This window comes from Glutamicibacter soli (assembly GCF_052322135.1).
Classification (GTDB): Bacteria; Actinomycetota; Actinomycetes; order Actinomycetales; family Micrococcaceae; genus Glutamicibacter; species Glutamicibacter soli.
This window is the reverse complement of record NZ_CM125969.1, coordinates 980,335-1,000,365: the sequence shown is the minus strand read 5'-3', so window position 1 is coordinate 1,000,365 and position 20,031 is coordinate 980,335. Positions and strand designations below refer to the sequence as shown.

At 65.5% G+C, this 20,031-nt stretch carries 17 protein-coding genes; 1 reads left to right on the top strand and 16 read right to left on the bottom strand.

The window, feature by feature from the left end; translation table 11 throughout:
* Position 1: 1 nt before the first annotated feature.
* The 13 genes from ACTX90_RS04775 to ACTX90_RS04715 all read right to left on the bottom strand — a co-directional run bounded on the left by ACTX90_RS04775 (position 2) and on the right by ACTX90_RS04715 (position 14,760).
* The gene (locus tag ACTX90_RS04775) at positions 2 to 919 is read right to left on the bottom strand and encodes a carbohydrate ABC transporter permease (protein ID WP_443443325.1); all 918 of its coding nucleotides are present in this window, start codon (positions 917 to 919) and stop codon (positions 2 to 4) included.
* 132 nt (positions 920 to 1,051) lie between these two features.
* Positions 1,052 to 2,311, bottom strand: a complete 1,260-nt coding sequence (locus tag ACTX90_RS04770) for an extracellular solute-binding protein (protein WP_443443324.1) — start codon at positions 2,309 to 2,311, stop codon at positions 1,052 to 1,054.
* Between the two features lie 193 nt (positions 2,312 to 2,504).
* Positions 2,505 to 3,356: a class II fructose-bisphosphate aldolase gene (locus ACTX90_RS04765; RefSeq protein ID WP_113606707.1), complete on the bottom strand. Its 852-nt coding sequence runs from the start codon at positions 3,354 to 3,356 to the stop codon at positions 2,505 to 2,507.
* Positions 3,357 to 3,370: 14 nt separating this feature from the next.
* Positions 3,371 to 4,303 (bottom strand): 1-phosphofructokinase family hexose kinase, encoded by a 933-nt coding sequence (locus ACTX90_RS04760; protein ID WP_443443322.1) that lies wholly within the window; start codon positions 4,301 to 4,303, stop codon positions 3,371 to 3,373.
* Complete coding sequence (locus tag ACTX90_RS04755) at positions 4,300 to 5,238, bottom strand: ROK family protein (RefSeq protein ID WP_443443320.1); 939 nt, start codon at positions 5,236 to 5,238, stop codon at positions 4,300 to 4,302. Before ACTX90_RS04755 ends, ACTX90_RS04760 begins: the two co-directional genes overlap by 4 nt.
* Positions 5,239 to 5,243: 5 nt before the next feature.
* The gene (locus tag ACTX90_RS04750) at positions 5,244 to 6,146 is read right to left on the bottom strand and encodes an SIS domain-containing protein (RefSeq protein WP_443443318.1); all 903 of its coding nucleotides are present in this window, start codon (positions 6,144 to 6,146) and stop codon (positions 5,244 to 5,246) included.
* A gap of 275 nt (positions 6,147 to 6,421) precedes the next feature.
* Positions 6,422 to 6,919, bottom strand: coding sequence for a thiol peroxidase (gene tpx, locus ACTX90_RS04745; protein ID WP_047118554.1), 498 nt, complete (start codon positions 6,917 to 6,919; stop codon positions 6,422 to 6,424).
* A 45-nt stretch (positions 6,920 to 6,964) separates the two neighbouring features.
* Positions 6,965 to 8,164, bottom strand: coding sequence for an imidazolonepropionase (gene hutI / locus ACTX90_RS04740; protein WP_443443316.1), 1,200 nt, complete (start codon positions 8,162 to 8,164; stop codon positions 6,965 to 6,967).
* Positions 8,161 to 9,390 (bottom strand): formimidoylglutamate deiminase, encoded by a 1,230-nt coding sequence (locus ACTX90_RS04735; RefSeq protein ID WP_443443314.1) that lies wholly within the window; start codon positions 9,388 to 9,390, stop codon positions 8,161 to 8,163. The genes hutI and ACTX90_RS04735 overlap by 4 nt, the downstream gene beginning before the upstream one ends.
* A complete protein-coding gene (locus ACTX90_RS04730; protein ID WP_443443313.1) occupies positions 9,387 to 10,670 on the bottom strand; it encodes an allantoate amidohydrolase in 1,284 nt (427 codons plus the stop codon). The genes ACTX90_RS04735 and ACTX90_RS04730 overlap by 4 nt, the downstream gene beginning before the upstream one ends.
* 4 nt (positions 10,671 to 10,674) lie before the next feature.
* Positions 10,675 to 12,024 (bottom strand): YjiH family protein, encoded by a 1,350-nt coding sequence (locus tag ACTX90_RS04725; RefSeq protein ID WP_443443311.1) that lies wholly within the window; start codon positions 12,022 to 12,024, stop codon positions 10,675 to 10,677.
* Between the two features lie 4 nt (positions 12,025 to 12,028).
* On the bottom strand, positions 12,029 to 13,708 hold the full coding sequence (gene hutU, locus ACTX90_RS04720) for a urocanate hydratase (protein WP_443443310.1): 1,680 nt from the start codon (positions 13,706 to 13,708) through the stop codon (positions 12,029 to 12,031).
* Positions 13,709 to 13,920: 212 nt separating this feature from the next.
* Positions 13,921 to 14,760, bottom strand: a complete 840-nt coding sequence (locus tag ACTX90_RS04715; protein ID WP_443443308.1) for an IclR family transcriptional regulator — start codon at positions 14,758 to 14,760, stop codon at positions 13,921 to 13,923.
* A 203-nt stretch (positions 14,761 to 14,963) separates the two neighbouring features.
* Between ACTX90_RS04715 and ACTX90_RS04710 the strand changes: the two genes are divergently transcribed.
* Entirely contained in the window at positions 14,964 to 15,581 is a 618-nt protein-coding gene (locus ACTX90_RS04710; protein WP_082123826.1) for a HutD/Ves family protein, read from the top strand.
* Between the two features lie 857 nt (positions 15,582 to 16,438).
* On the opposite strand, the gene ACTX90_RS04705 is transcribed toward ACTX90_RS04710, so the two are convergent.
* The 3 genes from ACTX90_RS04705 to ACTX90_RS04695 all read right to left on the bottom strand — a co-directional run bounded on the left by ACTX90_RS04705 (position 16,439) and on the right by ACTX90_RS04695 (position 19,949).
* Complete coding sequence (locus ACTX90_RS04705) at positions 16,439 to 17,386, bottom strand: carbohydrate ABC transporter permease (protein WP_053797584.1); 948 nt, start codon at positions 17,384 to 17,386, stop codon at positions 16,439 to 16,441.
* Positions 17,383 to 18,522 carry a carbohydrate ABC transporter permease gene (locus tag ACTX90_RS04700; RefSeq protein ID WP_047118547.1) on the bottom strand — a complete coding sequence of 380 codons (1,140 nt, stop codon included), beginning with the start codon at positions 18,520 to 18,522 and terminating at the stop codon, positions 17,383 to 17,385. The genes ACTX90_RS04705 and ACTX90_RS04700 overlap by 4 nt, the downstream gene beginning before the upstream one ends.
* A gap of 68 nt (positions 18,523 to 18,590) precedes the next feature.
* Positions 18,591 to 19,949, bottom strand: coding sequence for an ABC transporter substrate-binding protein (locus tag ACTX90_RS04695; RefSeq protein WP_047118546.1), 1,359 nt, complete (start codon positions 19,947 to 19,949; stop codon positions 18,591 to 18,593).
* Positions 19,950 to 20,031 lie beyond the last annotated feature (82 nt).

Sequence of the window (20,031 nt, the reverse complement as noted above, 5' to 3'; positions counted from 1 at the left end):
ATCACACCTCCTGCATCGGCTTGACGGTTTTGACGTAGATGGCGACGATGACCAGCACAATCGCGAAGTTCACGACCGACAGGGCCGAGGACAAATCCAGCCGGCGGTCGAACTGCAGGACCTTGAAGATGTAGGTCATCAGCGTGTCGGCGCTGTTGCCCGGGATGGATCCGGTCATGACCTTCAGGATCGGCAGGTTGTTGAAGACGTTGATGATGTTGATCAGCACCGCCACCGCCAGCGCGGAGCGCAGCTGCGGCAGCACCACGAACAGGTAGGTCTTCCAGCGGCCGGCCCCGTCCATGCGGGCGGCTTCCAGGGTGTCGCCCGGCACGGCCTGCAGGCCTGCGAGCAGCGTGTAGGTCGTGAACGGGATCGAGACGAAGATTGCCACGACCACCGAGACCGCCATGGCCGGGATCGCGTTCTTGGTCCAGCCGAAGCCTTCGTCCATGAGGCCGATCTGCACGAAGAAGTGGTTGAAGATGCCGTAGTTCGGGTCCAGGCCATAGTAGAACACGGTGGTGGTCATGACGACGGAGGCGGCCCAGGGGACGATCACCGCCATGCGCACGATGGTGCGTCCGGGGAATGGCTTGGAGAGGAACTGCGCCAGCGCCAGGGAGATGACGACGGTGATCAGCACGACCGAGACCACCCAGAAGAAGGTGTTGGCCAGGATCCGCGGCAGCGCCGGATCGGCGAAGATCGTGGAGAAGTTGGCCAGGCCCGCCGAGTGCAGGTCGGTGCCGACCGAGGAGATCTTCCGGGTGGAGTTGTAGATCATGTAGCCGGCGGGGAACACCACGATGGCCAAGATCAGCAGCAGCGCCGGGCCGATCCACGGCAGCGAGGAGATGAATGACTGGGTATCGGTGCTGCGCCGGAGCTTGCGTCCGGCCGGTGCTTTGACTGGCACTGGGGAGCTCATGGAAGGCTCGCTTTCATTGCATGCTGTTCGGGAGGGGACCGGAAAATCATGTGCCGATCCAGCAGGAAAGGCCCGGCGTGGCGACGTCGGGCCTCCCCTGCGAACTAGGTCGCCTGCCGTTTACTTGGCGGCGTCGGCCTTCGCCTGGATTGCGTCCAGCACTTCCTGGGCGGACTTGCCGGTGGCGATTTCACCCATCAGCGACTTGAACGCGCCGTCGGTGGCGTTCCAGGCCGGGTTGGTGGTCGGGTAGAACACCGCGTTCGGCAGCAGGTCCAGGAACGGCTTGAGGGTTTCGTCCCCGGCCAGCTTCTCGGAACCCGACTTAGTGGTCGGCAGGAAGCCCTCGGTGGACACCCAGTCGGTGTAGACGTCGGCGGAGAAGAAGTAGTCGAAGAACTCCTTGACCGCGGCCGACTTGCTGCCGTCGTTCTTGAAGGACATCAGGCGGTCGGCGACACCCAGCGTGGCCGGCGAGCCGGTCTTGGTGGCCACGGCGGCGATGCCGTAGTCCAGGTCCGGGTTTTCCTTCTTGATCTGGCCCACGGTCTGCGGCAGCGCGTAGGCGAAGCCCAGCTTGCCCTGGATGAAGGTGTTCAGCATCGGGGTGCGCTGGGTGGCTCCCGGGTCGTTCTGGGTGACGCCGTCGTCGATCATCTTCTTCATGAATTCCGCGGCTTCGAGGTTGGCCGGGGTGTTCACCGCGATCTTCTGCGCATCGCCGAAGTTGCCGCCGTTGCCGGCGAACCAGATCAGGGACTCGCCCTGGGCTTCCTCGCTGCCCAGCGGCATGCCGTAGCCGTCGGCCTTGGTCTTGTCGCTGATGGCCTTGGAAGCGTCATGCAGTTGGTCCCAGGTGGTCGGGACGTTCTTGACCCCGGCTTCCTCCATCAGGTCCTTGTTGTAGAACAGGGCGCGGGCGGAGGCGATCAGCGGCAGGCCGTACTGGGTGTCCTGGTACTTCTCCGCGTCGGCGAAGGCGGTCTGGAAGTCGGCCAGGGTCTCGGCCGAGGCGACGTCGCTGGCAGGGGCCAGCAGGTCTTCCGCGGCGAATTCCGCGAAGGCGCCGCCATTGTAGATGTCCGGCGCCTGGTTGCCCTGCAGCTTGGTCTTCAGGACGTTCTCGATGTTCTCCCACGACTGGACTTCGAGGTTCACCTTGATGTTCGGGTGCTCGGTCTCGAAGTCGTCGATGACGCCTTCCCACAGCGCCTTGGTGCCGGTGGAGTAGGTCGGGACGAGCATTTCCAAGGTCGTCTGTGCGCCTTCGGACTCGGCCGATCCGCCGCTGTCATTGCCGCCGGAGAACCCGCAGCTGGTCAGGAGCAGTGCCGCTGCGGCCGAGAGAGCCAGTACCGCGGAGCGCTTGGTTCGTTTCATGGTGTTCCTCAGGGTTCGGGATGCCGCAGCACCAAAGCGAGTGATTCTTTTATGATTTTTTCGGGAACATTCAATCAAGAAAAATCATGTTCACCTCAAGTATGAAGTGCGCCACACCAAGCGTCAAGGGTGTGACTGATATTTTTCGACCAGGAAACAATCCAAGAAATCAGAAACGCTCACACGTGGCCTGCTAGGCGCGGCTCCGCCCGGCGGAGGCGAACAACTCAAGCATCCGGGCGGCCTCTGCGGCCATGGCCGTGCGCCCCGCCCCCAGGTACTTGCGGGAGTCCACCGCCTGCTCGTTGGCCGCCAGCCACTGGCGCACGGCGCGGGTGAAGAACCCGTTCAGGTGGGTGGAGACGTTGATCTTGCGCATGCCCGCCTCGATGCCCGCGACCAGGGTCGCATCCGGAACGCCCGAGGAGCCGTGCAGCACCAGCGGGACCTCCAGTGCCCGGTGCAGCCGGGAAATCAGGTCCAGGTCCAGCGATGCGCCGCGTTCCAGCATCGCATGCGAGGAGCCCACTGCCACGGCCAGCGAATCGACGCCGGTCGACTCGACGAACTGCACGGCCTCGTCCGGGTCCGTGCGCACGCCAGGGGCGTGGGCTCCGTCCTTGCCGCCGATTTCGCCCAGCTCGGCTTCCACCGTGGCTGATGCGGCCCGTGCCGCGGCGACCACACGCTGCGTGGCGGCCACGTTCTCTCCGAAGGGCAGCTTGGCCCCGTCGTACATGACCGAGCCGAAACCCAGGTCGAGGGCCCGGTACACCAGTTCCTCGTCCTCGGCGTGGTCCAGGTGCAGCGAGACCGGCACGCTGGCTTCCTCGGCCAGCGCGAGCGAGGCGGCGGCGAGGGGGCGCAGTCCCCCGTGGTACTTCACGCAGTTCTCGCTGATCTGCAGGATCACCGGCAATCCGGCTTGCTCGGCGCCGGACACCAGCGCCTGGGCGGTCTCCAGGTGGATGACGTTGAACGCCCCCTGGCCGTAGCCCCCGGCTACGGCGGCCTGCATGATCTGACTTGTTGGAACCAACGGCATGGGAGTTTTCTCCTTTAGATGTCCTCGCCCTCGGGCAGGATGCGGTAGGTAACGTCGGCGAGCAGCGCTTCGTGCTTCGGGGACAGCGCGCCGGCGGTGGGCATGAGCACCGTGGAGGCGGACCAGGCCACGGCCCGGCGCAAGGTGGACTCGCGATCCAGCGACGCCACGCTGCTGGACAGCAACGCGGCCACTGCCGAGTCCCCGGCTCCGGTGGGGTTGCCGGTCAGCTTGCGCGGCAGCTTGGCATGGGCCACCACCGGGGTCTCCCCGGTGAAGTGGTACAGCCCGTTTTCGCCGGCGCTGAGATAGATTTCCGCCGCGCCCCGCTCCAGCAGGTCCGCGGCCCCTTCGGCCAGCGAGTTCGCGCCGGTGGCGGCGAGCAGTTCGTGGTGGTTGGGTTTGAGCACCGCGCCGCAGGCCGCGGCGTCCAGCAGCAGCGGGCCGCTGGTGTCCACCACGGTGTAGACCTCCCGCTGCACGGCGGCCTTGATCAGCGCGCGCATGGTTTCGCGTTCGGTCCCCGGAGGCCAGGATCCGCAGATCGCCACCGCCCGGGCGCGCTCCAGCAGCCCCTGGTAGGCCTGCGTCAGCGACTCCCATTCGGCGGCATCCAGGGCGGATCCGGCCTCGTTGAAGATGGTGGTGGTGTCGGCCTCCGGGTCCACGAAGGCCATGGAGCGCCGGGTCGCCCCAGCCACGGGGACCGCGGTGAATACGATGCCGGCGGCGGACAGCTCGGCGGTGAGCTCCCGGCCCGAGGCGCCTCCGGCGGGGAACAGCGCGTGGACGGCGAAGTCCTGCGAGTGCAGCACCCTGGCGACGTTCAGGCCCTTGCCTCCGGCCTGGCTGTGGCTGCGCACCACCTTGTGGCTGGAGTCCACCGCGACCCCGGGGGCGCTGTAGGTTTCATCGATGGCCGGGTTCGGCGTCAGCGTGAGGATCATAGGGCGATGCGGGTCGAGCGTCCGGCCGCGTCCCGGGCGAGGATCATCGCGCCCTGCAGGCCGGCGTCGGCGCCCAGGTGCGCGGGGATCAGCCGCGGTTCGCGGTGGAAGGACAGCCTGCGGTGCAGGGATTCGCGCAGTTCGGCGAAGAACGACGGCCCGGCCTGGGCCAGCCCTCCGCCCAGCACGATGCCCTCCGGGGCGACCGAGGAGCACAGCTGCGCCATGGTGAAGGTCAGCGCCTCGATGGCATCGTGGATGATGCCGGCGGCGATCTCGTCCCCGGCGGCCCGGGCGGCGAACACTTCCCTTGCTCCCCCGCGCTTGCCGGTGGCGGCGAGGTAGCGCTTGGCGATGGCGCCGGCGGAGCCCAGGGTTTCCAGGCAGCCGGTGGCGCCGCAGGCGCACGGCAGCCCGCCGGGCACCTGGGCGTGGCCCAGTTCCCCGGCGTATCCCCCGGCGCTGACCAGCCGTCCGTCGACCATCAGCGCGGTGGCGATGCCGGTGCCGATGACCATGACCACGGCGTTGCGGCGCAGCGCCGCGTCCTTGGCCCCGCTGCCCAGTTCCAGCTCGGCGCGCGCGGCCATGGCCACGTCGTGCCCAAAGCCGACCGGGATGCCCAGCGCCTTGGAGGCCATCGCCTGCAGCGGCGCGTCGCGCCAGCCCAGGTTGGCGGAGAAGATGCCGGTGCCGGTCTCCGGGTCGACCAGGCCGCAGACGGCCAGGCCCGCGGAGACCGGGGTGGTGCCGGAGTCGGCCGTCAGGCGGCGCGAGATTTCGCCGAGCTGGGTGACCAGTTCGGCGGCGGATTCCTCCGGTGCTGTTTTGCGGGTTGGTTCGCGCAGCACCTGGAGGATTTCGCCGGTGGTGTTGGCCAGCCCCGCCTTGATGTCGGTGCCTCCGACGTCAAAGAGCAGGAAATGTTCACTCATGGCCTTTAGCCTTCCAGGATGACCGATCGGGTCAGGTTGCGAGGGCTATCCGGATTGAGATTGCGCGCGCGAGCCCGGTCCAAGGTCACCCGGTGGATGTATGCGAGGTCGGCCAGCGGATGGCGGTCCTCGTTCACGTAGATCGCGCCGGTGCGAGTCACGTCGGCGTCCAGGCCTTCGGGCTGGGCGCCAAGCATCCACGTTACCCGGTTTGGCGCAGCGATGGAGATCGGGCCGTGGCGGTAGTCCATGGCCGGGTAGGCCTCGGTCCAGCCCTGCACGGCTTCGCGCATCTTCAGCGCGGCCTCGTGGGCCAGTCCCACGGACAGCCCGCGGCCCAGGAAGGTGAACTGCTCGGCATCCAGCAGTTCCTGCGGGGTGGCGGAGTTCACCAGCTGCTGCGCCTGCGCGATGGCCGGCTCCAGGTCCTCGCCGACGCTGGAAAGCAGGTAGGCCAGCGCGGTGGTGGCGAAGCGGGTCTGCACCACCGACTGCTCATCCGCGTAGGGCAGCTCCACCACTGCGTCGACCTGCTGCACGATCGGCGAGGTGGTGTCGCCGATGACCGCGACGGTGCGGAGGCTGCCGTCCAGCTCGGTCAGCAGTTGCAGCACCTCGGAGGTGGTGCCGGAGCGGGTGATGGCCACCAGCACGTCGTAGTCGCGGGTGGCGATGCGCGCCTCGGAGGCGGCGAAGGAGTCGGTGATGCCGTGGCCGGCGGCTTCGCGGGCGGCGGCGTAGGCTTCGGCCATAAACCAGGAAGTGCCGCAGCCGACGACCGCGACCTTGGCGCCCTTGGTCGGAAGCAGGTCTTCGGACTGCTGCTGGGCGATGGCGCGGCGCCACATCTCTGGCTGGGAAACCAGCTCCCGCTCCATGTGCGCACCCAGGACTGACTGCTCGCTCATCGATAATCTCCCTTGCTCATTCACAGTGAAACCGTTTGACTACTCAGTGAAACGTGCCTGATGTTTTGTGATTCTTTTTGGCTCATAACAATCATAAGCAATCTACAAAGAGTATAGGGGTAGAAGTGCGTCTTGAGAATCCCCTGGAGCAAAGTCGTTGGGGAATCTTGGACAGCGGGGCCGGGCGCATACAAAAATGGCGTCTTCGCCGACCACAGGTCGGCAAAGACGCCATTGGGCAATCACCTCAGCGGCGCACGGCCGCCGGCTGATTGCTAGTTCAGGACTGCGATAGCTGCATCGTAGTCAGGTTCGGTGGTGATCTCCGGGACCACCTGGGTGTAGATGACCTTGCCCGACTCGTCCAGCACGACAACCGAGCGTGCCAGCAGGCCGGCCAGCGGGCCGTCGATCTGGGTGACACCGTAGTCGGAGCCGAAGTCCGAGCGGAACACGGAGCCGGATACGACGTTCTCGATGCCTTCGGCACCGCAGAAGCGGGCCATGGCGAATGGCAGGTCGGCGGAGACGCACACCACGGTGGTGTTCTCCAGGCCGGCGGCCAGTTCGTTGAAGCGGCGGACGCTGGCTGCGCACACACCGGTGTCAACCGATGGGAAGATGTTCAGCACCACGCGGCGGCCGGCCAGCGACTCGCTGGTGACGTCGGCCAGGCCGGTGTCGGTCAGGGTGAAGGCGGGAGCCTGCGAGCCTACGGCCGGCAGGTCGCCAATGGTCTGGACAGGGGTACCTTTGAATGCAGTGTTAGCCATACACCTTGTTTACCACGAAGGTGCCCGGCATCACTAGCTGGCGCGCTAGAACCTGCCCGAGGCAAGCTCGCCGGCGCGGAAGACTGGACCGGAGAGGTTCATGCCGGGGCGGTAGGCCAGGTGCGCCACGGATGGGGCGTTCAGCAGCTGGATGTCAGCCCGCTTGCCCACCTCCAGGCTTCCCACCCGGTCCTGCACGCCCAGCGCCAGCGCGCCGCCGTAGGTGGCTGCCACGATGGCTTCCTCGATGCTCAGGTGCATCTGCAGCACCGCGGTGCTGACGCAGAAGGCCATGGATGAGGTGTAGGAGGTTCCCGGGTTGCAGTTCGACGCCAGGGCGATCTGCACCCCGGCGTCGATCAACTCACGGCCCGGGGCGAAGGGCATCCGCGTGGACAGGTCGCAGGCTGGCAGGCAGGTGGCCACGGTTCCCGCGGTGCCGGTACGGGACTGGGCATCCCAGTCCGCCCAGGATCCGGCGAGCGCCGCGACGTCCTGTTCGTCCAGGAAGTTCACGTGGTCGACGCTGGCCGCGCCGAATTCAACGGCCAGCTTGGTACCGGGGCCCGGGCCCAGCTGGTTGCCGTGCACGCGCAGGCCGAGCCCGGCGTCCTTCGCGGCGGCGAGCACCTGGCGCGACTGGGCCTCGTTGAACGCGCCGCGTTCGCAGAACACGTCAGCGAACTGCACAAAGGACAGCACACGTTCCAGCATCTCTCCGCAGACCAGGTCCGTGTATTCCTGGGCATCCATGTCCGCGGGAACCAGGTGGGCTCCGAGGAATGTCACCTGGTCGACCACCGTGGAGGCGATACGCGCATGGCGCGCTTCCTCCTCGACGTTCAGCCCGTAGCCGGTTTTGGTTTCCAGGTAGGTGGTGCCTCCGGCCAGGGCTTCGGCGGCCCGTCCCATGACCAGCCGGGTCAGGTCGTAGTCAGTGGTGGCGCGGGTTGCCTTGGTGGTCACCGCGATGCCGCCGGCGGCGTAGTCCTGCCCCGCCATGCGGGCCACGAACTCGCGGCTGCGGTCCCCGGCGAACACCAGGTGGCTGTGCGAATCCACCCAGCCCGGCAGCGCTGCGCGCTGACCGGCGTTGATGACGGTGTCGGCTTCCGGGGCCTGCCCGGCTTCGCCAATCCAGGCGATGTCCTGGCCCTCGATGAGGATGGCGGCGTTCTCGACCAGGGTGTGCGCCGCGTCCGAGATGAAGGCCTCGGAGATGTTGGTGATCAGTGTGCTGCTCATGAAAACTCCGGATACTTGTCGAAGAATGCCGCGTACAGGTCCGCCGGGTCCCCCAGCGTGGTGTGCAGGCCATTGCTGGCTACCAGCTTGCCATTGACGTGGACCTGCGCGATATCTGCGGCGGTGGCGCTCAGCGGCAGCTGGGCGGTGCGCGACCCGGAGGTGCGCATGGTGTCGGTGCGCACCACGAGGTGGTCCTCGTTCTCCGCCAGGCCCAGCGAGCGCAGACCGCCCTCGCGGGCGGCGGCGGAGATTTCCGCCGGGGAGAAGCGCCCGCGTTGCCCGCTGCGCAGCCGCTCGCCGTGTTCAAGGGCGCGCTGCTCCAGGTAGGGGTCCAGCACCGCGTGCTGGTCGCTGCCCAGTGAAATCACGGCGCCGGCGTCCGCCAGTTCGCGGGCCGGGCCGATCCCGTCGCCCAGGTCCGCCTCGGTGGTGGGGCACATGACGATGCCCGCGCCGGCGGCGCCCAGTGCGGCGATGTCCGCATCGCTCAGGTGGGTGGCGTGCACTGCCGAGAGCCGCGGGGCCAGCAGGCCGTGCCGTTCAAGCAGCCCGGTCGGGCTCAGTCCGAAGGCCGCATGGCAGGACGCGTTCTCGGCCGGCTGCTCGGACAGGTGCACATGCAGCGGCAAGGCAGGGTCCAGCCCGGCGGCGATGGCCTCCAGCTGGGCCGGCGGCACCGCGCGCACCGAGTGGATGGCGGCTCCCAGGCTCAGCAGCCCTTCCCCTGCGTCCAGCTCGGCCAGGGCCTCGCGCAGCCGCGCGTGGCGGGCCAGCCAGCCGGCGGCGTCCCCGTCGGTGAAGCGCCGCTGGGTTTCGTTCAGCTCGATGGCGTTGCCCAGGGCGTCCAGCCCGCCCTGCAGGTAGCAGGTGTCCAGCAGGACCAGGCGGATGCCCGCGGCCTTCGCCGCGCGGCCCAGCGCGAGCTCCATGCCGTGCTCATCTGTCCCGGCGTAGGGCGCACCGGTCGCGTCGTGGTGCAGGTAGTGGAACTCCCCCACCGCGCTGTAGCCGTTGACGACCATTTCCGCGAAGACCGCGGTGGCCAGCTGCTCGTAGCCGGCCGGGGTGAGCCCGGCGGCGGCGGCGTACATCTGTTCGCGCCAGGTCCAGAAGTTCCCGGCTCCGCCGTTTTCCCCCTGGTGGGTGCGGCCGCGCAGGATCCGGTGGAAGGCGTGCGAGTGCGCGTTGACCGGCGCCGGAACGGTAGTGGTTTTTCCGCTCACAGCAGGTCCTCCAGGGCGTCGGCCAGGGCCAGCACGCCGGCCTCGGCATCGGCGTCTTCCACGTATTCTTCCGGCGAGTGGCTGATGCCCGAAGGGTTGCGCACGTACAGCATGCCGGTGGGCAGGTAGGCGGCCAGCACGCCGGCGTCGTGGCCGGCGCCGGTGGGCAGCGCCGGGGCGTCGGGGACCAGTCGGTGCACGGAGCGTTCCAGCGAGGCGCTCAGCGCGGCGTCGAAGTGTACGGTGCCGGAGAGCGATTCCTCGGTCAGCACCACGGAGCAGCCCTCGAAGGCGGCGATCTTCTGCGCCTGGCCGTGGATCTTCTCCACCAGCAGGGCGGTGACCGCGTCCTCCGGGTGGCGCACGTCCAGCCAGATGTCCACGCGGGAGGCGATCACGTTGGTGCCGCCGGGCACCGGCTCCAGCCGGCCCACCGTGGCGCGGGCGTCGGGCTGCGCCGTGGCGATCTCGCGGACCTTGAGCACCAGCTGGGCTGCGGCCACCATTGGATCGGCGCGGTCGATCATCAAGGTGGTGCCGGCGTGGTTGCCCTGGCCGCTGAAGCTCAGCCGCCAGCGGCCGTGGCCAAGGATGGAGCTGCCCACCGCGACGGCCGGCCCGCGGCCGGCGGCGTCGGTGTATTGTTCGGTGTTCAGCCCGCGGCCCTGCTCCACATGCAGCTCGATGAAGTCGCCGATCCGGGCCAGGGCCTTCTCGTCGCGGCCCATGCGCGCCGGGTCCAGCCCGTTGGCGGCGGCGATGTCAGCGAAGGTATTGCCCTCCGCGTCGCGCAGGTTCAGTGCCTTCACCGGGTCGATGGCGCCGCTGAGCAGCCGGGAACCCAGGCAGGCCACCCCGAAGCGCGAGCCTTCCTCCTCCGGGAAGACGGCCAGCGCCAGGGCACGGTTTCGCACCAGTTCGCCGGAGGCTTCCCGGTCGGCCAGCACGTCATAGGCGGCCAGCGCGCTGGCCACGCCCAGCGGGCCGTCGAAGGCGCCGCCGCCGGGCACGGAGTCCAGGTGGGAGCCGGTGACCAGCGAACCCTTGCGCGAGGTGTCGTCCCCGGCGGACCCAGGAAGATCCCACCAAGCCCAGATGATGCCGTTGGCATCCGTGGACACCTCCAGCCCACGCACGGAGGCTTCGGCAATGAACCACTCGCGCAGCGTAATCTCGGCGTCCGAGTAGACCGGGCGCGAGTAGCCGCCGCGCTTGGCGTCGCGGCCCTCGCCGCTGATCGCGGCTAGCAGGGAATTTACGCCGTGTGTAGGCATCGTCATGGTCCTATCTGCCCACCATCAGGTAGGCGATCGGGGTGGTGATCAGCAGGGTCAGGGCGACACGCTGCGCCCAGATGACCAGCAGATGCCATACCTTGATGGGAATGCGGGTTGCGAGGATGCAGGGCACCAGGGCGGAGAAGAAAATGATCGCCGACACGCAGACTACCGCAATGACCAGGCGCAGCGCGTCGGATTCGTGCCCGGCGACGATGGTCGCCGGAAGGAACATCTCCGCGATGCCCACCGAGGAGGCCTTGGCCGCCAGCAGCGGGTCGGGCAGGCCCAGCGCCCAGGTGATCGGCAGGAACAGGTAGCCCAGCCAGTCGAAGACCGGGGTGAAGCGGGCCAGCACCAGGCCGATCAGGCCCACGGAGAGGATGGAGGGAAGGATGGCCATGGCCATCAGCAACCCGTCCTTGAAATTCTCGCGGATGTTCGCGCCGAGCTTCGGTGCGTTGCCCAGCATCCCCATGGCTTCCTTCCACGCCGTGGCGAAGCGTCGGCTGGTGACCTTCGCCTCCGGCTGCGGGGTGGACAGGTGGAAGTACTCATCCGGGATGCGGCTGAGCGGCGGAATCCTCACGGCGATCGCGGTCACCAGGAAGGTGACGCCGAAAGCCAGAAAGAAGTACGGCAGCCACAGATGCATGATGTCCAGAGTCTTGGCCACAATCAGCATGAACGTGACGGAGACCGTGGAGAAGCCGGTGGCGATAATGGCCGCCTCCCGCCCGGTGTAGCGGCCTGCCTGGTACATGCGGTCGGTGATCAAAAGACCCAGCGAGTAGCTGCCCACGAAGGAGGCCACCGCATCGATGGCCGAGCGGCCTGGGGTGCGCCACACCGGGCGCATCACCGGCTGCACCAGCACGCCGACGAACTCCATCAGTCCGTAGCCGACCAAGAGGGCCAGGAAGACGGCGCCAATCGGAACGATCATCCCTACCGGGATCACCAACTTGTTGAACAGGAAAGGACCCATATCCGGGTCGAAGAGCCAGGCCGGTCCCACGTTGAAGACCAGCGCAATACCCGTGGCCAGACCCAGCACGTTCAGGAACGCGAAGAGCGTCTTCAGCCTGGATTCCTTCCACCTGCCGGTGGCGAAGGGGTAGACGGTTCCCGCGAGGATGAGTCCCAGGATCAAGTACTTCACGCTGGGACCCAGCAGGCCGGTAATCCAGCCCACCAGGTGGTCCAGCGGAATGGTCTCCTTGCCCCCGATATTCACGGGGATGAAGAACATGAAGATCCCGATCAGGGAGAAGACGAAGAACCGCCAGACCCCGCGCGGGCCGTCGTCCTTGCGTTCGCGTTCTACAAGCCGTCCGATGGCGCCGTCATTCGACATGTCGCTACTCCGCCATCGGGATGCGCACGCCGCGCTCGCTGGCAACTTCTACCGCGCGCTCATAGCCGGCATCCACGTGGCGGATGACGCCCATGCCCGGGTCGTTCGTCAGCAGCGCTTCGAGCTTGGCCGCTGCCAGCTCGGTGCCATCGGCCACCGAGACCTGGCCGGCGTGGATGGAGCGGCCAATGCCGACTCCGCCGCCGTGGTGCAGCGAAACCCAACTGGCGCCGGAGGACACCGCGGTCATGGCGTTGAGCAGCGGCCAGTCGGCAATCGCGTCCGAGCCGTCCTTCATGGCTTCGGTTTCACGGTACGGAGAGGCCACCGAACCGGAATCCAGGTGGTCGCGGCCGATCACGATCGGTGCGGAGATTTTGCCCTCGGCGACCAGCTTGTTGAACAGCAGGCCGGCCTTGTGGCGCTCGCCGTAGCCCAGCCAGCAAATGCGGGCCGGAAGACCCTCGAATTCAACGTGCTCGGCGGCCGCATCGAGCCAGCGGCGCAGGTGCTCGTTCTGGGGGAAGAGCTCCTTGAGCGCCTCGTCGGTGACGCGGATATCCTCCGGATCGCCGGACAGGGCCACCCAGCGGAACGGGCCAAGGCCCTCGCAGAACAGCGGGCGGATGTAGGCCGGAACGAAGCCCGGGAATTCGAAGGCCCGCATGTAGCCGCCCTTGCGTGCCTCGTCGCGGATCGAGTTGCCGTAGTCGAAGACCTCGGCGCCGATGTCCTGGAAGCCGACCATGGCTTCGACGTGGGCGGCCATGGCGGCCTGGGCCTTCTTGGTGAAGCCGATTTCGTCGGCCTTCGCCTCGGCGTCCCACTGCTCCACGGTGTATTCCACCGGAAGGTAGGACAGCGGGTCGTGGGCCGAGGTCTGGTCGGTGACGATGTCGATGGAGATCTCGCCGGCCTTCTGGCGGCGCAGCAGTTCAGGGAAGACCTCGGCGGCGTTGCCGACGTAGCCCACGGACAGTGCGCGGCCTTCGTTCTTGGCTACGGTGACCTTGGCGACGGCCGCGTCCAGGTCCAGCTCCACGTCGTCCAGGTAGCGCTTGCCCATGCGGCGGCGCAGGCGGTCCTCGGAGACGTCAACGATCAGGCAGGCGCCGCCGTTGAGGGTGACCGCCAGCGGCTGGGCGCCGCCCATGCCGCCGCAGCCGCCGGTCAGGGTCAAGGTGCCGGCCAAGGTCCCGTTGAATCGCTTGACACCGATGGCGGCGAAGGTCTCGTAGGTGCCCTGCAGGATGCCCTGGGTGCCGATATAGATCCAGGAACCGGCGGTCATCTGGCCGTACATCATCAGGCCCTCGGCCTCGAGCTTGCGGAACTCGGGCCAGGTGGCCCAGTCGCCCACCAGGTTCGAGTTGGCGATCAGCACGCGCGGCGCCCACTTGTTGGTCTTGAACACGCCGACCGGCTTGCCGGACTGGACCAGCAGGGTCTCATCCTCTTCAAGATCGGTCAGGGTCTTGATAATGGCGTCGTAGGCTTCCCAGGAGCGGGCGGCGCGGCCGGTGCCGCCGTAGACCACCAGGTCTTCGGGACGCTCGGCGACCTCCGGGTCGAGGTTGTTCATCAGCATGCGCAGCGGGGCTTCGGTGGCCCAGGACTTGGCGGTGAGGGTGGTGCCGCGAGGTGCTCGGATGACCCGTGACGGGTCGTGCTGGGTGAAGCTCATCGAAATTCCTTCGTTCGTAATAATGAAGACGCAGGTTGGTGTTCTGCGGCCCGTTGCTTGATTTCCATCCAAGCATTCATACGAGCGGAAATGTGCCCTGAGGCACACTAATCAGTCTGGGATACGAGACTTTGATGCGATGTGGGCAGGAATCTTCTGATTTGCCGGACGGGGCGGTCCTTGCGCGGGGCGTCACCGCTGACAAGTTCGTCTTAACCGGCCGGACGTAGGCGGCGGGAAATTTCGGTTGCTGTTCTGGTCACCTCGGGAAGCCACTGGGACACCAGGTCTTCCAAGTGCACCGTTCTCTCTGCCGCGAGCCCGGGCGATGCGCTGCGGGCCGAAACCGCTTTGCCGGCTTTCGCCCTGTTGGCGATGGTCAGAGTCACGCTGGCAACTGCGTGCCCCGCGTGGTCCTTTACGGGGACGGCGATGGACGAGAACCCTTCGGTCACTTCGTCCTGTTCCCAGGAGTAACCCACCTCGCGAATTTGGGCCAGAAGTTCTTTGAGCGCTTCGACGGAATGAACTCCGGTCTCGTATCTCGTGGGAAAGGCTTCCGGGCCCGGGTACAGGGCCGCCAGCTGATCCGAAGAAAATGTCGCCAGCATGGCTCGCCCGCTGGCGGTGAGATGGGCCGGCAGCCTCACCCCGGGGTTGGTGACAAGTTCAGCTTGTCTTTTGGCACGCTCCTCAATGACGTAGATGACGTCGCGGCCGTGCATGATGGCCAGGTGCGCCGTGCGCTTGGTCCGTTCAACAAGCCGCTGCATCGGGAACCGCGCGATCCGTTGCAATGGTGCTTGCCTGGAATACCCCGTGCCCAGTTCATGGGCGGTCACACCCAGCGCGTATTTGCGTTCCTCGGGCAGGTGGACTACAAATCCGTCATCGATTAATGCGGCCAGCAAGTGGTAGGTCGTCGACCGGGGCAATCCGACATCCCTGATGATCGTGCCGGCGCCGACAGGGCCCGCCTGTGCCGCGATATAACGCAGCACCGAGAGAACATTTTTTGCGGCCGGCACCTGCGGAAGGTTGTTTTTCCCCATGCGCTGATCCTATGCGCACGGAAGGGGCTCCAGTGCCTCCCTGGCCTTGGGGCCCACCGGCGAGCGGCTCGGCGTCCCATTGGTTGTTCCAGTTGGTTCCAGCGGCGGCAGCGCACGGTGTTGCTCCCGTGCACGGCAAATTGTAGCTAGCTCAATAAGTGTCAGGGCCCGCATTCACGAGTCCGGACGATTAGGCTCGAACCATGAGCCAAAGCAATGCCTCGCTGTCCACCGGAACTCAGATCCAGCTTTCTTCAAGCCCCAAGAAACCGTGGGGAGCAGCCCAGGGGCAGATCCGGGAAATCGCCAAGGGCATCCTGGCCGATGACGGATCACTGGCCACTGCTCCGGAAGGCGGTTGGGACTGGCGGATTTCGGTCGCATCCATCGAGAAAGCCGGGGACTTCACGCCCTACGACGGTTGCGAACGCACCCTCACGGTCATCGCCGGGGAGCTGCTTGAACTCACCGTCGACGACGCCTCGCAGGCGCTGGAGATCTACCGTCCCTTCAAGTTCCCCGGCGCGGCGGCCACCTCCGCGGCGCTGCCCACCGGGGAGATCCTGGCGCTGAACCTCATCACCCGCAACGGCAAGGTACGCGGCAACGTGCGCATCGTGGAGCTGTCGAAGAAACGTGAACAGCACCTGTTCGGCTCCCAGTTCGGGGTGCTGCTGCAGGGCAAGGCCAGCGTCCTGCGCGAGAACTCCGAGTCGGCGCTGGAGCTTCGCGACACCGTGATCGGCGGCGAAGAGGATTCGCCGCGCATCAGCGGCCGCGGCTTCATGGCGGTCATCTCACTGGATCTCACAGATGAATAAGTCCTCATACCCCGGACCTGAGCAAAGCCCCTTGAGCAGAACAAAAATCTGGTCGCGGGGCCTTTTAAAGCTTGGATCAAAAAAGAGCACCGGTCTGATTTGTCCCCCAAAGTTGGAACGAGCACCGTGAAAACAAACCGATGAGGGAACAAACCGGGTAGACGAGATGACTTGGCAGAGACCCCGGCACTCCGACCGGGGTGAACGGCTTGGAATCGAAGCCGGTCCCATGGCCATCTTTGGAGCCCCGACCCGCGACGAGGCCCTAGCTAGGGTCAAAGCCCGGGCATTGGCGAAGCTGCACAAAACTCGGGACTGCCGCGAAGGATCCCACCGGTCCTCGAATCTTCACGTATGTTCATTCGCGAAATCGCCCGGGGAAACCTGGCCATTGCAGCCGCAGGAGACTTCATGGGTTTTGCCTTCTGATCCCTGCGGTTCCGGGCAGACCCATGCCCACTGACAAATCAGAATGCGAAGTTCACCGTTACCGAGCTAGCTGGTTTTCGATCGGGTCAATGCAAGGCCACCAGTCCCGTAGTACTTTCCGGACAAACGCCTCGCGGCTTCCGCGGCGTGATCCGCACCGAGTGCCAGACGCTAGCAAGAATCGGGCAATGTGGTGAGGCGAGTCGGCACTGGAATCACGCAGTTTCCCAGAACAGTTCCGATTGCGTCGTCAATCAGAAGCTACGCGTTATTCGGAAAGCGCATCCATTGTCAGATCCTGCTGCGCTCTGGGATTCCAGACGCAGCTTGCCAGCATCCGGCTAATTGACCAATGCCTAGCTCCCCGGGCAAATGCCAAATGCATCGGGGAGCCGAGGGCCAAGTGCGCTGATGCAATCCACGTTGTCTCAACCCTTGGTGGCGCCAGCCAACAATCCGCGCACGAAGAACCGCTGCAGCGCGAAAAAAACGGCCAGCGGAATGATCATCGAGATGAAAGCACCTGCGGTGAGCAGTTCCCAGGATTGCCCGTACGTACCCGAGAGGTCCTGGAGCGCCTTCGTAATCGGCAATTCTCCACCCGAAGTGAAGACCGTTGCCACTAGCAGGTCATTCCATACCCAGAGGAACTGGAAAATTCCGAAGGAAGCAATGGCCGGCATTGTCAAGGGCAGGACGATTTTCGAGAAGATCTTCCCGTGCCCGGCACCGTCAACGCGCGCGGCCTCTATGACCTCATCCGGGATCTCCGAAATGAAGTTGTGCAACATGAAGATCGCCAACGGCAAGGCGAAGATCGTGTGGGCGATCCAGACCTTGGCGTAGGCGCCGTCCAATCCGTTGACTCCCAAACCGGGCAGGATGTATAGCCCGCCAATTTTCACGCCGTCCGAGAAGAGCTGGAGCAGCGGAACCAGCGCCATCTGGATTGGGACGATCTGCAGTGCGAAAACCAGCACGAAGAGCGTATTGCGTCCCTTGAAGTTGATCCAGGCGAAAGCGTAGGCTGCCAAGCTGGCGATCAGGATCGGCACAACGGCCGCCGGGATGGTGATGACCAGCGAATTCAGGAAGGCCTTGGACAGCGGAAGGCTGTCGCCGGAGGCAAAGGCCTGCGCGTAGTTATCCAGCGTGAACGACGGGTTGGACAGGGCCGTCCACCAGCCCGAGGTCTTGATGTCGTCAGCCTGCCGGAAGGAGGAGACGAACAGCCCGAAGGTGGGAATGGTCCACACTGCGGCAATGATGAACGCCGCAATCGTGGCTCCGCGGGAGGTGGTGGCTTTGCGCAGTTTCCCGCTGGTTCTCTCGGTGGCCGCCATCAGGCGCCGAGAGGATTCACCCACGGTGCTCATCGCATTACCCCTTGCTTCTTATGCTGTCGGACGTTGTAGATGATGATCGGCAGTACCAGGATGAACAGGATGACGGCCAGGGCCGAGCTGTATCCGGTGCGTGCCCCGAGCTGGAACTGGCGCACCATTTCGTAGGCCAGGACCGTCGTATCCGAGCGGCCGCCGGTCATCGATGAGACGATGTCGAAGACCTTGAGCGACGCAATGGAAATGGTGGTCAAGACGACGATAACCGTGGAACGAATCCCCGGCAGGGTGACATTGGCGAAGCGCTGCCATGGGCTGGCTCCGTCCAGGGCCGCTGCTTCCAATTGCTCAGCCGGCACGCCCTTGATGGCCGCGGACAGGATGACCATGGCGAATCCCGCCTGTGTCCAAATCAGGATGACCACCAGGAACAACGTGTTCCACGGTTCAAGCCCGAGCCAGTCGACCGGCTTGGCGCCGAATGCCGTGATGATCGCGTTGAGCACGCCGATTTGATCGCCCTGGCGAACGTCGTAGAAGAATTTGAAGATAATCGAAGCGCCCACGAAGGAAATCGCCATGGGCATGAATACCAGAAGCTTGAAGTACTTCTCGCCGCGGCTCTTGTCGATGAAGACCGCATAGGCCAATCCGATGATGGTGGAGACCACGGGCGCCACCAGAACCCAGATCAGGGTGTTGAGCAGTGCGGTCAGGCCATCGGGGCTGGTGAACACCCAGCGGAAATTGCCCAGGCCCACGAAGCCCGACCCGTCATTGGCCATGAAGGCGCTGATGGCGGTGCGGATCGTGGGGTAGATCAATCCGATCGCGAGCAGCAGCATGGCCGGAGCCAGGAAGCCGGACAGCTGCAGCAGCGAGCCGGCTCCGGATCGCGAGCGCCGGTCCACGAAGAACAGCACCGCGCCGAGCACCGCGGCCAGCGCGGCCACCCACATCACCGAGTTGTACAGGCCCAGTACCAGCAGGATCGCCACAGGAACCACGACCGCGGCGAGAAAACGCACCACGGTAAATGCTCGTCCGCCATTGGTCGCTACCTCGACAAAGCCGAGGATCGCCCCGATCAGGATCGCGAAGGCAAGCAGCACCACCGGCACCTGGATCAGCGGCGGGACGCCGGCAAGCCATTGGAAGAATTCGGACATGGCCTCAGGCTCCTGTAATCTCGCCAACGGCCGGGGTTCCCGGCCGTTGGCGGCTGGCAAGGTGGTGACTAGGAGTCATAACCGGACTGGATGTTTTCAAGCACTTCCTTGGTCGGTTTGCCGTCGATCCAGTCCACCAGGCCCTTCCAGAAGGAGTCGGAGCCGACGCTCTTGGGCATCAGATCAGAACCGTCGAAGCGGAAGGTGGTGTTCGGATCCTGTAGCAGTTCAACGGCGGAGCGCAGCAGGTCGCTGCTGGCGTTCGCTGGATCAAGTCCGGAGTTGGCGGAGATCACGCCGCCGAGCGAGACTCGGCTATTGGCCCAATCCGCGCTGGCCAAGTATTCCTGGACCTTGGCGGTCTCTTCATCGTTGGAGAAGGCTGCCACGAATTCGCCGCCGCCGACGATGGATACCGGGTCATCGGCCTTGACTGGCGGGGCGACGAAGGCCCAGACATCTCCGTCAGGTGCCACGGTGGCCTTCTCGCCATCGGCGTTCTTGGAATCCAGTACATATCCTTCCAGGAAGGAGGCCTGGTGGGTCAGCGGGCAGGTTCCCTTGGCCACTGCAGTACCGACATCGCCGAAGGCGGTGGCGTTGATCGACTTCACATCGCCATATCCGGCGTTGACCTGCTCGGGGTCAAGCAGGATCTTTCCAACGGAATCGAAGGCGCTGGCAATTTCTGGCGAGGTGAATTCCAGCTCGCCGGCTACCCACTTGTCATAGGCCTCGGGTCCGGACTGGCGCAGCACCGCGTCTTCAATCCAGTCGGTGCCCGGCCATCCCGATGCCTCGCCCGAAGCGAATCCGGCGCACCAGGCCGGCTCATCGGTCTTCTTTGAGATTTCGGCGCCCAGTGCGGTCATCTCATCCCAGGTCTGAGGCACGCTCACACCCCACTGCTCGAACTGCTTGGGCGAGTACCAGATGTAGCCCTTGACGCTGGCCATCAGCGGCACGCCGTACTGCACACCATCGACCTTGCCGTAGTTCTGCCAATCCTCGGACCAGTTGTTCTGCAGCTGGGACTGCACTGCTTCGGGCAGCTGCTGCACCTTGCCCTGGGCCACGGTGGCCTGCAGCAGGCCGGGCTGCGGGAAGACTGCCAAATCCGGGGTGTCGCCGCCTTGGACCTTGATCCCGATCTGGGATTCGAAGTTCTTGTCGCCGGTGTAGCGGATCTTGATGCCGTTCTCCTCGGACCACTTGGCCCACGACTTTTCCAGCAATTCCGCTTCAAGGCCGGTGACCGGACCATAGATGTCGACGACCCCGTCGGCTTGGCCCACCTGGGCGGCCGCGCCGCCGGAGGCGTTGGGGTCATTGGGGTCTGCTCCGCCCGAGCAACCGGCCAGGAGCATGCCGATGGCTGCCATCGAGATAACCGGCGCGAGCTTCAGCCTGCGTTGTGCTTTCTTCATGATGCCCTCCACGTTGACTAGTACCTTGCCGAGTGAAGCGGCCTGGCACGAATGATCCCCTCAATAGTGACGCAGGTCATCG

Bases quoted from the DNA above. Each gene is read 5' to 3' on its own strand.
- ACTX90_RS04770 (WP_443443324.1), bottom strand. From the start codon at position 2,311: ATGAAACGAACCAAGCGCTCCGCGGTACTGGCTCTCTCGGCCGCAGCG.
- ACTX90_RS04765 (WP_113606707.1), bottom strand. From the start codon at position 3,356: ATGCCGTTGGTTCCAACAAGTCAGATCATGCAGGCCGCCGTAGCCGGG.
- ACTX90_RS04760 (WP_443443322.1), bottom strand. From the start codon at position 4,303: ATGATCCTCACGCTGACGCCGAACCCGGCCATCGATGAAACCTACAGC.
- ACTX90_RS04755 (WP_443443320.1), bottom strand. From the start codon at position 5,238: ATGAGTGAACATTTCCTGCTCTTTGACGTCGGAGGCACCGACATCAAG.
- ACTX90_RS04750 (WP_443443318.1), bottom strand. From the start codon at position 6,146: ATGAGCGAGCAGTCAGTCCTGGGTGCGCACATGGAGCGGGAGCTGGTT.
- tpx (WP_047118554.1), bottom strand. From the start codon at position 6,919: ATGGCTAACACTGCATTCAAAGGTACCCCTGTCCAGACCATTGGCGAC.
- hutI (WP_443443316.1), bottom strand. From the start codon at position 8,164: ATGAGCAGCACACTGATCACCAACATCTCCGAGGCCTTCATCTCGGAC.
- ACTX90_RS04730 (WP_443443313.1), bottom strand. From the start codon at position 10,670: ATGACGATGCCTACACACGGCGTAAATTCCCTGCTAGCCGCGATCAGC.
- ACTX90_RS04725 (WP_443443311.1), bottom strand. From the start codon at position 12,024: ATGTCGAATGACGGCGCCATCGGACGGCTTGTAGAACGCGAACGCAAG.
- hutU (WP_443443310.1), bottom strand. From the start codon at position 13,708: ATGAGCTTCACCCAGCACGACCCGTCACGGGTCATCCGAGCACCTCGC.
- ACTX90_RS04715 (WP_443443308.1), bottom strand. From the start codon at position 14,760: ATGGGGAAAAACAACCTTCCGCAGGTGCCGGCCGCAAAAAATGTTCTC.
- ACTX90_RS04710 (WP_082123826.1), top strand. From the start codon at position 14,964: ATGAGCCAAAGCAATGCCTCGCTGTCCACCGGAACTCAGATCCAGCTT.
- ACTX90_RS04705 (WP_053797584.1), bottom strand. From the start codon at position 17,386: ATGAGCACCGTGGGTGAATCCTCTCGGCGCCTGATGGCGGCCACCGAG.
- ACTX90_RS04700 (WP_047118547.1), bottom strand. From the start codon at position 18,522: ATGTCCGAATTCTTCCAATGGCTTGCCGGCGTCCCGCCGCTGATCCAG.
- ACTX90_RS04695 (WP_047118546.1), bottom strand. From the start codon at position 19,949: ATGAAGAAAGCACAACGCAGGCTGAAGCTCGCGCCGGTTATCTCGATG.